Consider the following 14,295-nt stretch of genomic DNA (forward strand, 5'->3'; position numbering starts at 1 on the left):
GATTACGTATAATATAAACTGATTAATGGTGTTACGATAACACCTAAATATAGCGAAACCTTTACGTAAGTTGAAAACGCATGAAAAGGTTTATGAAATAAACGCTCTGAAAATAAAATAATCGAATAATTTAAAGTCATTAGAAATAGTGATGCTGTGCTAAATAATAGTTTCATACCAAGTTCACCACCAAAATTGGGGTTCGTATATGAAATGACATTGATGACTATATAAAGTAAAACACCAAATATTAAATAACTATACTTTAAGACTGCCATGTGCTTTTTTGCAGTTTCTCGTAGTTATTAATTGATAACATAAGTTTGACTGCAACCTCCAAACCTTGGTCTGCAGCTTTTTGCCATAACTCTTTAGCCTTTTTTTCATCTTTTTCTACGATTGAACCTTCAAAGTAAATCATCCCTAAATTATACTGTGCAATCGCTAGATTTGAGTTTGCTGCTTTCTCGTACCAGTAAAATGCTTTTTCCATGTTTTGAACTAGTCCATCACCTTTTTGATACATAACTGCTAAATTATATTGAGCGTGTGCATGATCTTGTTGAGCTGCTTGTTCTAAAAGCTTTGCAATATTCTTATAATCTTTACTTTCTTGTTTAATTAAAATCATTGCTAAATGATATAAAGCATTCTTATCTTTTTTTAAGGCTGCTTTTTCAAACCAATGAATTGCTTGTTCAATATTAACTGGAATACCTTTACCATTTTGATAATAAAGTCCAACATAATATTCTGATTCCGTATGATTTTGCTTAGCAGCAACCATAAACCATTCGAATGCCTTCAATGGGTGTTTAGGTTCTTTTTCATGGTAATACATTGCTAATGTATATGCAGCAAGCCCATACTGCTGGTTTGAAGCCTTTTCAAGATAGAATACTGCATTGCTCCATCTTTCTTCTTCAATCGCCCATATGCCTAATGCATACTGTGCATATGGATGGTCTTGCTTAGCTGCAAGTTCATAATAATGCTTTGCTTTGTCTTTTTGTTTCTCGTCATCATGATTGAGTGTTTCGTAAATCATACCCAACATATACTGTGAATCGCTGTATCCCAAATCTGCAGCTTTGATAAACCATTCCATTGCAGCAAATATATAACGTTGTATAGAAAAGCCATAATAGAAATATGTACCTAATATGTGCATGCTTACAGGATCATTATTTTGAGCTTCACTAAGGAGCACTTGATAGTTTTGTTTGAAATAGTCTTTAGCGGTGTCTTCATCCTTTTCGACACCTGTCCCAGTATGATACATTAAACCTAAAGCATATCCACATTTATTGCTACCCAGTTCTTCACCTTTTTTATAATGTTCGATTGCTTTTCCTTGATCTAAAGATATACCATCTCCAAGCCCATAAAAGCGACCAAGAAAATAATGAGCATCAGCATGACCTAAAACGGCTGCTTGATTGAAATGTTCAATCGCTGCCATGATATTTTTCTTTGGTGTATTTAGTAAATAATTTGATAGACCCGCTTGATAATGGGTGTTTGCATTCATATAATCAACTCCAACATAATCATAACATAAATGAATCTATTTTACTGTGAATAAGACATCTAAAAAGACTAGTCTAACAAATGCTTTATTGCGTCAAAATAAATTTGATAACCTTTTTCATTTAGGTGAATACCATCTGTTGTTAAATCAGGAGAAAGCTGACTGTCATCACCTAAAAAAAGTTGATAGAGATCTATAAATTCATGAGCATTAATTCTCTTTCTAAGTTGGTCATTAATGTTTAAGTGTTGTTCATTGGTTCTGCCTTCAACATAATCGATATTCGTTAATGCATGGTCTTTTAGCATGGGTGTTAAACTCATAATATATACTTTTTTTTGAGTTTCTTTTTCGATCTTGTTTTTAATTTCAATAATGTTTTTTATCGTTTCGTCCATAGATAGATTTGTTAATACTAAATCATTAGACCCAACGCTTAAAATAACATGTCTTGGTTCTAGTCGAATTGTTTCTGTTAAGCGATTTAACACACCTGGTGTTGTATCTCCTGGAATTCCGTGATTGACGACTTTATTTTCTAAATGAAACTTTTTCAACGGAAAATAAGCGACGATTGAATCACCTAAAAAGATGATTTTTTGGGTCTCATTTTGCTGCTTAAATTTTTTTACTTTATTTTCATAATCAGCTTTAATGATTGCCTTTATGTTTTCACGCTTTTCACTCATTTAGAAACCTCTTTCGATATAAAGTTAATTTTCTGTCTTTAATTCAAATAATAAATCTCGATATTCTGCAGCTTTTTCGAAGTCAAGATTTTTAGCAGCTTCTTTCATTTGTGATTCAAGCTTCTTAATCATCTTGTCTTTATCTTTCTTCGTTAATTTCGTATAATCTTTTTCTTCTTCCAATAATTCTTCTTTAAGACTAATCTTATCCCTTATATCTTTTTGAATGGATACAGGAACGACATTATATTTTTCATTAAACTCAAGCTGAATCGATCTTCTTCTATTGGTTTCATTTATCGCATAATCCATTGCCGCACTGACTTTATCAGCATACATAATGACGCGACCATTTTGATTTCTTGCTGCTCGACCAATGGTTTGAACCAAACTTCTTTCACTACGTAAGAATCCTTGTTTATCAGCATCTAAGATTGCAACCAATGAAACCTCTGGTAAATCTAGTCCTTCTCTTAATAAGTTAATACCGATTAAGCAATCATATTTACCAATTCTTAAATCTCTTAAAATAGTAATTCTTTCTAGTGATTTGATTTCACTATGAAGATAAGTAACTTTGAGTCCTAACTGTTTGAAGTAAGCAGATAGATCTTCGCTCATTCTAATGGTTAAAGTTGTTACTAATACACGTTCATTATTCGCAATTCGCTTTTTAATTTCGAAATACAAATCATCCATTTGACCTTCAGTTGGTCTAACTTCAATAATGGGATCTAGTAAATATGTTGGACGTATGATTTGCTCTATAATTGGAATCCCTTTTTCTAATTCATAAGGACCCGGTGTCGCAGATAAATAAATAACGTTTTTAAGCTTGTTTTCAAACTCGTCAAACTGTAGTGGTCTATTATCAAGTGCACTAGGTAATCTAAACCCATGTTCAACAAGTGTTGTTTTTCTTGAACGATCTCCAAAATACATTCCTCTAACTTGGGGAATTGTAACATGTGATTCATCGACAATCATTAAAAAGTCATCGCCAAAAAAATCCATAAGTGTCGCAGGGGTTTCCCCTGCTTTTCTAAGTGCTAAATGTCTTGAGTAATTTTCAACCCCACTGCATATTCCTATTTCTTCTAGCATTTCCATATCATATTTGGTTCTTTGTTCTATACGTTGAGCTTCTAATAACATATTGTTATCTTTAAAATATGCGAGTTGTTCTTGAAGTTCGTTTTTTATTCTTCTTATGGATTCCTTTAATTTCTCTTTATTGGTCATGAAGTGTGTAGCTGGGAATATTGTGACATAATTAAGTGCTTCAACCGCTTGACCTGTTAAGACATCAAAGCGTTTGATTTCTTCAACTGAATCACCAAAAAAAGAAATGCGGATGCCATTTGCTCGTTCATATGCTGGAATAACCTCAACTGAATCACCACGGACTCTAAAAGTTCCTCTGTGAAAATCTATATCATTTCTTTGATAAGTGAGTTCAACTAACTTATTAATTAATCGATCACGACCATAGTCGTCTCCTATGCGAACCGCGATCATTGAGTTTTTATAATCCTCAGGGTCACCAATCCCATAGATACAAGATACAGACGCAACGACGATAACATCTTCACTATCGAGAAGTGATGCGGTTGCACTATGTCTCATCTCATCGATTTCATCATTAATCGATGAATCTTTTTCGATATAAGTATCTGTAGAAACGACATATGCTTCTGGTTGAAAGTAATCATAGTAGGAAATATAATATTCTACACGATTATTGGGAAAAAAAGCCTTAAGTTCGCCATAAAGCTGACCGGCTAAGGTCTTGTTTGGGGCGAGTATTAAGGTTTTCTTTTGTGTTTTTTCTATGATGTTTGCAATCGTATACGTTTTACCGGTTCCGGTTGCTCCTAAAAGAATTTGTTCTTTTATACCATTTTGGATATTTTCATTTAGTTTTTCAATCGCTTTTATTTGATCACCTTTCGGTGTAAACGGTGCTTTAAGATCAAACAATTGATTCACATCCTTATATATCTTTGTCTACCTCGTGAGGTTTTGGAACTGCAATACTTTGAGGGATATACATTGGTTCAATAACAGAACTTGCAATATTTAACAAATGGTCACCGATTCTTTCTAGATTGGCAAGAATATCAGCAAAGTTTGCTGCAATAACAAATGTTACATCGCCATTCTTCAAACGTTCGATATAACGATATCTAAATTTTTCTTCCATATCATCAACAACGTCTTCTAATTCAACAACATGTTGTGCAACTTCAACACTATTCGTTTCAAAACAATTTAATGTATGATTCAACATATCTTCTAAAACTTGATATAGCTCAGCTAAATCTCTTCCACCTTCTTCTGAAAGTAGTTGAGATTCTTGATATCTTTCAACAAAGAATTCAACAATATTCGTTAAGTGATCCCCAATTCTTTCAAAGTCTCTAATCGTATCCAAGTCCCTTGATAACTTTAATGAATCTTTTGGATCTAGTCCAGTTTGAGAAATTTTAATTAAGTAGTCATGCAATTTCTGGTCATAAGTATCAATCATCATTTCATGCGTATATGCTTCTTGAACAAGTTTAGAATTTTCTTTAAAACTATATTCTCTTGCGATTTCAAAATAATCTTTAACTATTGAACCCATATATAAAATTGCTTTTTTAACAAATTCGAGGGCCAAAACCGGAGACTCGTGGATAAGTTTCTCATCAAACATTTCTTCTGGTATTTGTTTTTCAAATTTATCTTTGACAAAAAACTTGGCCAGAAAGATCATTTGTTTAATAAAGAAGAACAAGATGAATGTCATCACAATATTTTGGAAAGCATGAGCAAATGCAATGGTTAGCATTGAATAAGGTTGTAAATATCTCGTTTCAAACCATAAAACCAATGCCTCATATGGTAGCAAGAAAATCAAGAAAATTACCGCACTCACAACGTTAAACAAGATATGGACAAATGCAGCACGTTTACTTTCAGTGTTTCCACCTAATGATGCTAAAAATGCAGTAATTGTAGTCCCGATATTTGCACCTAACAAAATAGGTACAACACCAGTTAAAGCAATAGAGTCAATGCCTTCTGCATTAAGCGCATAAAGACGTTGTAGAATACCAATCGATGCTGATGATGATTGGACTAATGTTGTGAATAATGTTCCAAAAACAGTACCTAATAACCAGTTGTTAGAAAACGCAAGAAACATACTTTCTGCAGCTTGGGTTGATGCTATAGGTTTCAATCCCATTGACATGGTATTCAAACCAACAAAAATCATCCCTAAACCTGCAAGAATACCACCAATATGGTGAACTTTTCTTTGCTTAATAAACGTCATAATGACCCCAACAAATAACATTGCAAGTCCATAATCAGCCACCGGTAAACCGATAATAAATGCAGTTACCGTAGTCCCGATATTCGCACCCATAATGATCCCAACACTTTGCGGTAGAGTCAACAGTCCTGCACGTAATAAACCAATCATTAATGCAGTTGTACCAGATGATGTTTGCATCAGTACAGTTAAAGCGATACCAACAAATATCCCCTTCAACGGAGTATTTGTAGATTTTTCGATAATCATTTTCAATTTGTTTCCAGCGGCCGCTTTTAAAGAATCACTCATTAGGTTAATCCCAAAAATAAAGAGTGCTAAACCTCCCAAAACAAATAGTATTTCATCACCAAGCATAAACGCTGCTACAGTCATAAACTTCTCCTTTAATTATGTCATATGTTTTTTTACGACTATTCAATTCTATCTATGGACTCATGAAAAAAGCATCATTAAGATGATGCCAATCATGTTGTTTTTATATCTTTATCTTAGTAGTTAGTAGGTTCAATTTAATTAATTGGTGTTTTATTATCATCATAATTATTTGAATTTCCTTTATTACTAAATCATATTTTTTATGCAACTAAAACGATTATTCCCTATTGTATTATATCATAGATATAGCAGTGTGAGACAAGTTTGCAAATTGAAAGCGTTTCTATGATTAATATTATCTATAACAAAACAAAAAAGGGATGTGAATTCCACATCCCTTATCGTATTTAACAATATTTATCTTGGATTTTTAATGTTTGCATGTGCAGCAGCCAATCTTGCGATTGGTACTCTAAATGGTGAACAAGAAACATAGTCTAAACCAATTTGATGACAGAACTCAACTGATACAGGATCTCCACCATGTTCTCCACAAATACCAAGTTTTAGATTAGGTCTTGTTTGTTTACCTAATTTAACACCCATTTCCATTAACTTACCAACACCTAAAATATCGATATGCGCGAATGGATCATTTGCAAATATTTTCTTTTCGTAATATTCAGCTAAGAATTTACCAGCATCATCACGACTAAATCCAAATGTCATTTGTGTTAAGTCATTCGTTCCAAAACTGAAAAATTCAGCTTCTTTTGCAATTTCATCAGCCATTAATGCAGCACGTGGAATTTCAATCATTGTTCCAACTGTGTATGTTAACTTAACGCCTGAAGCCTTAATAATCGCATCTGCAGTCTCAACAACTACATCTTTAACATATTTAAGTTCTTTTAATTCTCCTACTAGAGGAATCATAATTTCAGGAATAATTGTCATACCTTCTTTTGTTACAGCAATAGCTGCTTCAATAACCGCTTGTGTTTGCATCTTAGCGATTTCTGGGTATGTAACACTTAAACGAACACCACGATGTCCTAACATAGGATTAGTTTCATGTAAGTCATCAATCGTTCCTTTAAGCATATCGTAACTTAGACCCATTTCTTTAGCTAAAGCTTCAATATCTTTTGGATCAGTTGGTACGAATTCATGTAATGGTGGATCTAAGTAACGAATGGTTACAGCATAACCTTTCATTTCTTTATAAAGTCCGATAAAGTCTTCTCTTTGCATAGGAAGTAGCTTAGCTAAAGCTTTTTCTCTTTCAGCTTTATTTTTAGCAACGATCATTTCTCTAACTGCAGGAATACGATCTGGTTCAAAGAACATGTGCTCAGTACGGCATAGACCGATACCTTCAGCTCCAAAGTTATAAGCAACTCTTGCATCTCTTGGATTGTCAGCATTTGTTCTAACTTTTAGTGCACGATATTTATCTGCCCATTCCATTAATTTAGCAAAATCTCCTGAAACTGTTGCATCCATTGTTTCAACTTTTTGTCCGTAAACTTTACCAGTTGAACCATCTAATGAAATCCAATCACCTTCATTAAATCTTTCGCCATTAACTTCAAAATATTTTTTAGATTCAAACACACGCACTGCACCAGCACCTGCAACACAGCAAGTCCCCATACCACGAGCAACAACTGCTGCATGTGATGTCATACCACCGCGTGATGTTAAAATACCTGATGCTACGATCATACCTTCGATATCTTCTGGAGATGTTTCTTGACGTACAAGAACGACAGGAAGACCATCAGCCTTCTTCATTTCTTTAGCACGGTCAGAATTGAACGCAATGCGCCCAGTTGCTGCACCAGGTGATGCATTTAATCCAGTAGCAATTACTCTTGCTTCTTTTAACGATTTAGGATTAAATTGAGGATGTAATAAAGCATCTAATTGTGATGGTTCTACTTTAAGAATTGCTTCTTTTTCAGTTAAAACACCTTCAGCAACCAAATCAATAGCTATTTTCAACGCAGCTTGAGCTGTACGTTTACCATTACGCGTTTGAAGCATGTACAATTTACCTTTTTCAATTGTAAATTCCATATCTTGCATATCACGATAATGTGCTTCTAATTTTTTAGAAATATTAAAGAATTCTTCATATAGTGAAGGGTTATCTTTTTTTAGTTCAGAAATAGGTTTTGGTGTACGGATACCCGCAACAACATCTTCACCTTGAGCATTAAATAAATACTCACCATATAGTTCATCAGTTCCATCAGATGGGTTTCTAGAGAATGCAACACCTGTTCCTGAATCTTCGCCCATATTTCCAAAAACCATGCCTTGAACGTTTACTGCAGTTCCCCATTCGTAAGGAATGTGGTTTAATCTACGATATGTGTTCGCACGTGGGTTATCCCATGATCTAAATACAGCAGTGATTGCTTCAATCAACTGAACTTTTGGATCTTGTGGGAATGGTTCACCTTTTAATTCCTCATATTTAGCTAAAAATCTACCAACGAGTTCAATTAAGTCATCCGCACTAAGATCTGTATCTAGCTCAATACCTTTATGTTCTTTCATTTCTTCAAGCAACGCTTCAAAATTCGCTTTTTCGATGTCCATAACAACATCAGCAAACATTTGAATAAAACGTCGATATGAGTCATATGCAAAGCGTGGATTGTTTGTCAACTTAGCCAATCCTTTTACAGATGAATCATTTAAACCTAAGTTCAAAATCGTATCCATCATGCCTGGCATTGATGCTCTTGATCCTGATCTAACAGATACTAAGAACGGATTGTTAGAATCTCCGAATTTTTTACCTGCTTCTTTTTCTGTTTTTTCCAAAGCTTCATTGATTTGTTCAATTATTTCTGTTGAGATTACTTTCTTTTTAGCATAGTAATCAATACAAGCTTCAGTTGTTACAATAAATCCTTGTGGAACTGGCATACCTAGTGAAGTCATTTCAGCTAGATTCGCGCCTTTACCACCAAGAAGGTTTTTCATTGTCGCATTACCTTCTTTGAATAAATATACAAATTTAGTCATAGTTTATTTCCTTTCTTCTATTTAAATTTTTATTTATATCTTAAAATAAAACTTATGAAACTTTTTTAACCATCTTATAGAGTTCATTTTTCGGTCTCTTTTGACCAACAACGTTAGCAAAAGGTAAATGAATCACTCTATTATCTCTAACACCTACACATACACCATATATATCATCATTTAGAAGTTCAACAGCATATGTACCCAATCTAGATGCTAAAATTCGATCTTCAGGACAAGGTGACCCACCTCTTTGAATATATCCTAAAACTGTAGCTCTAGAGTCAAAACCTGATTTCTCAGTAATTTCTTTAGCAAAATCATGCGCATCAATAATGTTTTCAGTTAAAACGATGATTGCATGTCTTCTACCATCTGCTTTATGTTTTTTTAACCTACTGATGATTTGGTCTTTATTCATTGGATTTTCAGGAGTAACAATAAATTCTGCACCTCCACAAATTCCAGCGTATAAAGCTAAGTCACCACAATGTCTTCCCATAACCTCAACGATACTGCATCGTTGATGTGAAGTTGAGGTATCTCTAAGTTTATCAATTGCGTCAACGATTGTCTCAACTGCAGTTTGAAATCCTATAGTAAAATCTGTTCCTGGAATATCATTATCAATTGTACCTGGAAGACCTATGGTTTTTATTCCCAATTTGGTTAAATCCATTGCTCCTCGATAAGTGCCATCACCACCGATTACAATTAATGCTTCAATGCCTCTATTTAGTAAATTGTTAACCGCTTTTTGTTTACCTTCTATTTTCATAAAATCTTCGGATCTCGAAGTTCCTAAAAAAGTTCCACCTAAAGCAATCATTCCTGAGACACTTTCGTGTGTCAATAAATACATGTCATCGTTAATAAGTCCAGCATATCCATCTCGAATACCATAAACTTGATGACCGTGAATATCTCCAACACGCACAACCGCACGCACTGCAGCATTCATTCCAGGCGCATCTCCACCTGATGTTAAAACTCCGATTTTCATAAACTTTTACTCCCTTGATATAAAAAAACATACTGCAACACCATTATAGCATATATACCGGTTAAAATGCATGTGAAAACCTTACATTTTGGTAAATTATGGAAACGTTTTATTTCAGTATTTGCTTATTAATTGCTTCATGTTTGTGTTACAATAACAATGGTATAGAATATAAAAATGAAAAAGAATGGTGATAATATGAAAAATTTAGTAGGAGCAGCACTTCTTGGACAATCAGGCGGTCCAACAAGTGTCATTAATGCAAGTGCAGCCGGTGTATTTCTTGAAGCACTTAAACAAGAAAATATTACTGAAGTCTATGGAGCAATCCACGGAATCAAAGGTATATTGAATGAAGATTTCTATGATATCAAGCAAGAAGATGTTGAAGAATTAATGTTACTTAAGAATACACCTTCTTCAGCAATCGGTAGTGTCAGATATAAAATGAAGGATCCTAAAAAAGATGACAGTGAATATGTGCGCCTTTTAGAAGTGTTCAAAAAGTACAATATCCGTTACTTCTTTTATAACGGTGGTAATGACTCAATGGATACTTGTAATAAAATTAGCAAGTTCTTTAAGAAGTCCGAGTATGCTTGTAATGTCATTGGTGTTCCAAAGACTATCGATAATGATTTAAATGCAACTGACCACTCTCCAGGATATGCAAGTGCAGCTAAATATGTTGCAACAACTTTAATGGAGTTATATCATGATGCAACAGTATATGATACAAAGATGATTACAATCGTTGAAGTAATGGGTAGAAATGCTGGTTGGTTAACAGCTGCAGCTGCTCTAGCTCAAATGAAAAATCAAGGTCCCGATTTGATTTATCTACCTGAAATACCTTTTGATTTAGAAGACTTCTTTGTGCAAGTTCACAAAGTATTAGATAAAAAAGGGAAAGTGATTGTTGCAGTCAGTGAAGGTATCAAAACTGAAGATGGAAAGTATATTCCCGAAAAATATGGTGAGTTAAAAACAGATGCTTTTGGACATGCACAACTTGGTGGAACAGCTCAAGTATTAGCTAATGAAGTTGCGAATAGAATTGATGCAAAAGTAAGAGCAATCGAATTTAGTCTTTTGCAAAGATCAGCTGCTCACCTAGCATCAAAAGTTGACGTTGAAGAAGCATTTAAATCTGGTGTAAAAGCTGTTAAAGCTGCAGTTGCTGGAACAACAGATAAAATGGTTGGATTTAAGCGTGTATCTAGCAATCCTTATAAAATAAAGTATGTTATGTTACCACTTAGACTAGCGGCAAATACAGAACAAAAAGTACCTCTTGAGTGGATCTTACCTGATGGAAAAGGTATGACACAAGAGTATATCGATTATGCACTACCTTTAATTCAGGGAGAATCAAAAGCTAAATTGGTAGATGGGCTTCCTAGATTTGCACAACTTAAAAAAGTAAGAGTTGTTAAAAAATAACTTATTAGGCGCGAAAGCGCCTTTTCTTTTTGTTATAATATAAGAAAAATAGTATATAATGATATAAAATGACAGTAAAGAGGGTGCCATATATGGGATTTCTGAGTTCATGGTGGATTTATTTGATTGTAGGTATAGTTTTTGCCTATGTTCTAATGCAATCCGCTGTTTTTTTATTTAAAGCTAGGAAGAAAGCAATTGCTTTAGGTTACACAAAAGAGCAAATCAATAAAACCATCACATCATCGATGATTTTTAGTATTGCTCCATCATTAGCAATCTTAATTGGATTGGTTGCTTTAAGTAAAGTATTCGGTCCGATGATTGCTGGATTAAGATTGGGAACATTGGGTGCTGTTACTTATGAACTACCAGCAGCAATCAATGTTATAAGTGGTGTATTTAATTTAAACATAGGTGATACCTTATCACCAGAGATTATTGTCACTGCATTATGGGTTATGACACTTGGGTGTATTCCTCCATTATTTATCATTCCATTGTTTTTTAAGAAGATGAGTGGGAAAATGAAGGAAATCAAACAAAAAGATCAAACATGGAATGGGATTATGATGGATGCTTTGTTCCTTGGTATGATATCAGCATTTGTAGGTTACGTTGTAGCACCTATCACAGTTGATAGCGAAACTTATATATCTTTACTTGCGATATTGGTTTTAGTATCTTCTGCGGGTCTTATTATTGTGTTTGGATTATTAATGAAAAAATATAAATGGGATTGGTTGAAAAACTATGCTTTACCTCTTTCCATGGTTGGTGCGATGGCATTAGCAATTCTTTATGCAAGTTTGGGGGTAAGATAATATGAAGAGATCATATCAAGATCAATTACATTTTGAAGGTCGCCTTTGGATGATTGGCGCTTTAGTTTTATTCATTAGTGTACCATTAATCATAAGTCTTGTCACAGGTGTTTGGCCAACATTAGAACACTTTTTCCCTGGTTTTCTAGCAACTGCGATTATTTTTTGGCCAGTAACTACAATTGAAGTCTTTACTTTCACACCAATGCTTGGTACAGGGAGCAGTTACTTAGCATTTGTTACTGGCAATTTAACAAGCTTAAAAGTCCCTGCAGCACTCAATGCTCAAGATGCATTGGAAATTGAAAAGGGAACTGAGGATGGAGATGTTTTTTCAACAATAGCAGTTGCATCTAGTAGTATTATTACAACATTAATTATTTTAGTTGGTGCTATATTGATTATTCCATTAACTCCATTATTAGAATCTGAAGCATTACAACCTGCATTTGGAAATATTATCCCTGCGTTATTTGGTGCTTTAGGGATTGTCTATGTTATGAAACGTGTTAAGGTTGCAATGGTACCAATCATTTTTATGGTCATCTTCTTCTTATTCGTTCCAGGTAGTGCTGGTTTGGTCGGTATTATGGTACCCGTAGGTGTTGTTATATCTCTTATAACAGCAAGAATCCTTTATAAGAAAGGGATGATTGAATGACAGAATGGTATGCATTACTTTTAGTTCCAATTATTGCTATACTCGTAGTGGTTACACGAACAGTTAAGTTTAAACCTAATCAATTCCCAGAAATGAAGAAAAAACATGAAATTGATGAGAAGCGAGTTATAGAATCTTTATCTAAAATGTTGCAGTTTAAGACTGTTTCAAATTTAGATGAAAAAAAAGTCGATCGAAATGAGTTTAAGAAATTTAGAGACTTTCTTAAGGAAAGATATCCTAAAATCAATGAAGTAGCAACGTATAGCGAACATGAGGCTGGTGTTTTGTTTCACATCAAAGGTGATTCCGATGAAAAACCTATCGTTTTAATGTCCCATTATGATGTTGTTCCTGTATTTGGAGAATGGAAACATGATCCGTTTAGTGGAAAAATAGATGAAACTTCAGTTTATGGGCGCGGTGCATTGGATACGAAAAGTAGTTTGAATGCGGTTATGGAGTCTGTTGAACACGCTTTATTAAATGATAAAACATTTAAAAACGATCTTTATCTAGCGTTTTCAGGTGATGAGGAAGTTTTCGGACCATCTGCACCATCTATTGTTCATTACTTTAAAGAACAAGGTATTAAGCCTTATTTGGTACTTGATGAAGGTGGAGCTATCGTTTCTAAGATGTTTCCTGGTGTTAAGCAAAAAGCTGCTGTTGTCGGTATTGCTGAAAAAGGATTTTTGAACATTAAGCTGACTGCACATTCAAAAGGTGGTCATGCATCTACACCTCCGAAGGACACCCCGATTACTGATTTAGCTAAGGCTGTAACATTATTAAATAAAAATAAACAGTTTAAGTTGAAGATGACCTATCCTGTTAAACAATTATTTTATGCTTTAGCGCCTCATTCAAAATCTTTAGGTATTAAAATATTGTTTTCTAACTTATGGTTATTTCTCCCAATCGTAAAAATAATAGCTAAAAAAACTGGCGGAGAATTCTTGTCGATGTTTAGAACGACTCAAGCATTTACATTAGCTGAAGGTAGTCAAGCTATCAATGTATTACCTTCCACTGCTTCAATTGGTGTTAACTATAGATTAAGGCAGGGTGAAACATCTGAACAAGTTATTCAAAAGATTAAGAAGGTAATCAAAAACCCTAATATTGATATTGAAACAACTGCAGTCTGTGAAGCTTCTACAGTTTCATTAGTAGATGAAGGATATAGCATGCTACAAAAGGCAATTTGTCAAACATGGCCAGATGTTATTGTTGCTCCATACTTAATGGTTGCTACGACTGATTCTAGACATTATCATGAAATCTGTGAGCGAGTTTATAAGTTCTCACCTATGGATGTTTCAAAAGCTGATTTAGCTAAGATCCATGGAATTGATGAGGATATCACGATTGATAATGTGGTCCATGGTGTTAATTTTTACTTGAATTTAATTGATCAATTATAAATCATAGTTCTATATAAACAAAACCACCTTGGAGA

General features: G+C 34.0%; 11 protein-coding genes. 4 read left to right on the plus strand and 7 right to left on the minus strand.

Going from position 1 to position 14,295, the window contains the following annotated elements; genetic code table 11:
- Positions 1 to 2 precede the first annotated feature (2 nt).
- The 7 genes from QJ521_RS03595 to pfkA form a co-directional block, all read right to left on the minus strand.
- Positions 3 to 278 (minus strand): hypothetical protein, encoded by a 276-nt coding sequence (locus QJ521_RS03595; protein ID WP_282839058.1) that lies wholly within the window; start codon positions 276 to 278, stop codon positions 3 to 5.
- Entirely contained in the window at positions 266 to 1,531 is a 1,266-nt protein-coding gene (locus QJ521_RS03600) for a tetratricopeptide repeat protein (RefSeq protein WP_282839059.1), read from the minus strand. The genes QJ521_RS03595 and QJ521_RS03600 overlap by 13 nt, the downstream gene beginning before the upstream one ends.
- A gap of 68 nt (positions 1,532 to 1,599) precedes the next feature.
- Positions 1,600 to 2,220: a GDSL-type esterase/lipase family protein gene (locus QJ521_RS03605; RefSeq protein WP_282839060.1), complete on the minus strand. Its 621-nt coding sequence runs from the start codon at positions 2,218 to 2,220 to the stop codon at positions 1,600 to 1,602.
- A 24-nt stretch (positions 2,221 to 2,244) separates the two neighbouring features.
- A complete protein-coding gene (gene uvrB / locus QJ521_RS03610; RefSeq protein ID WP_282839061.1) occupies positions 2,245 to 4,209 on the minus strand; it encodes an excinuclease ABC subunit UvrB in 1,965 nt (654 codons plus the stop codon).
- Positions 4,210 to 4,213: 4 nt separating this feature from the next.
- Positions 4,214 to 5,917, minus strand: coding sequence for a Na/Pi cotransporter family protein (locus QJ521_RS03615; protein WP_282839062.1), 1,704 nt, complete (start codon positions 5,915 to 5,917; stop codon positions 4,214 to 4,216).
- Between the two features lie 360 nt (positions 5,918 to 6,277).
- The gene (gene ppdK / locus QJ521_RS03620; RefSeq protein WP_282839063.1) at positions 6,278 to 8,902 is read right to left on the minus strand and encodes a pyruvate, phosphate dikinase; all 2,625 of its coding nucleotides are present in this window, start codon (positions 8,900 to 8,902) and stop codon (positions 6,278 to 6,280) included.
- A 52-nt stretch (positions 8,903 to 8,954) separates the two neighbouring features.
- Positions 8,955 to 9,905 (minus strand): 6-phosphofructokinase, encoded by a 951-nt coding sequence (gene pfkA / locus QJ521_RS03625; protein WP_282839064.1) that lies wholly within the window; start codon positions 9,903 to 9,905, stop codon positions 8,955 to 8,957.
- Between the two features lie 198 nt (positions 9,906 to 10,103).
- Between pfkA and QJ521_RS03630 the strand changes: the two genes are divergently transcribed.
- The 4 genes from QJ521_RS03630 to QJ521_RS03645 all read left to right on the plus strand — a co-directional run bounded on the left by QJ521_RS03630 (position 10,104) and on the right by QJ521_RS03645 (position 14,260).
- Positions 10,104 to 11,348 (plus strand): 6-phosphofructokinase, encoded by a 1,245-nt coding sequence (locus QJ521_RS03630; protein ID WP_282839065.1) that lies wholly within the window; start codon positions 10,104 to 10,106, stop codon positions 11,346 to 11,348.
- A 92-nt stretch (positions 11,349 to 11,440) separates the two neighbouring features.
- Complete coding sequence (locus QJ521_RS03635) at positions 11,441 to 12,172, plus strand: DUF5058 family protein (protein WP_282839066.1); 732 nt, start codon at positions 11,441 to 11,443, stop codon at positions 12,170 to 12,172.
- A 1-nt stretch (position 12,173) separates the two neighbouring features.
- Positions 12,174 to 12,833 (plus strand): hypothetical protein, encoded by a 660-nt coding sequence (locus tag QJ521_RS03640; protein WP_282839067.1) that lies wholly within the window; start codon positions 12,174 to 12,176, stop codon positions 12,831 to 12,833.
- On the plus strand, positions 12,830 to 14,260 hold the full coding sequence (locus tag QJ521_RS03645; RefSeq protein WP_282839068.1) for a M20/M25/M40 family metallo-hydrolase: 1,431 nt from the start codon (positions 12,830 to 12,832) through the stop codon (positions 14,258 to 14,260). The genes QJ521_RS03640 and QJ521_RS03645 overlap by 4 nt, the downstream gene beginning before the upstream one ends.
- The last annotated feature ends 35 nt before the right edge of the window (positions 14,261 to 14,295 follow it).

It is taken from the genome of Peloplasma aerotolerans (assembly GCF_030012175.1).
Taxonomy (GTDB): domain Bacteria; phylum Bacillota_I; class Bacilli_A; order Acholeplasmatales; family Acholeplasmataceae; genus Peloplasma; species Peloplasma aerotolerans.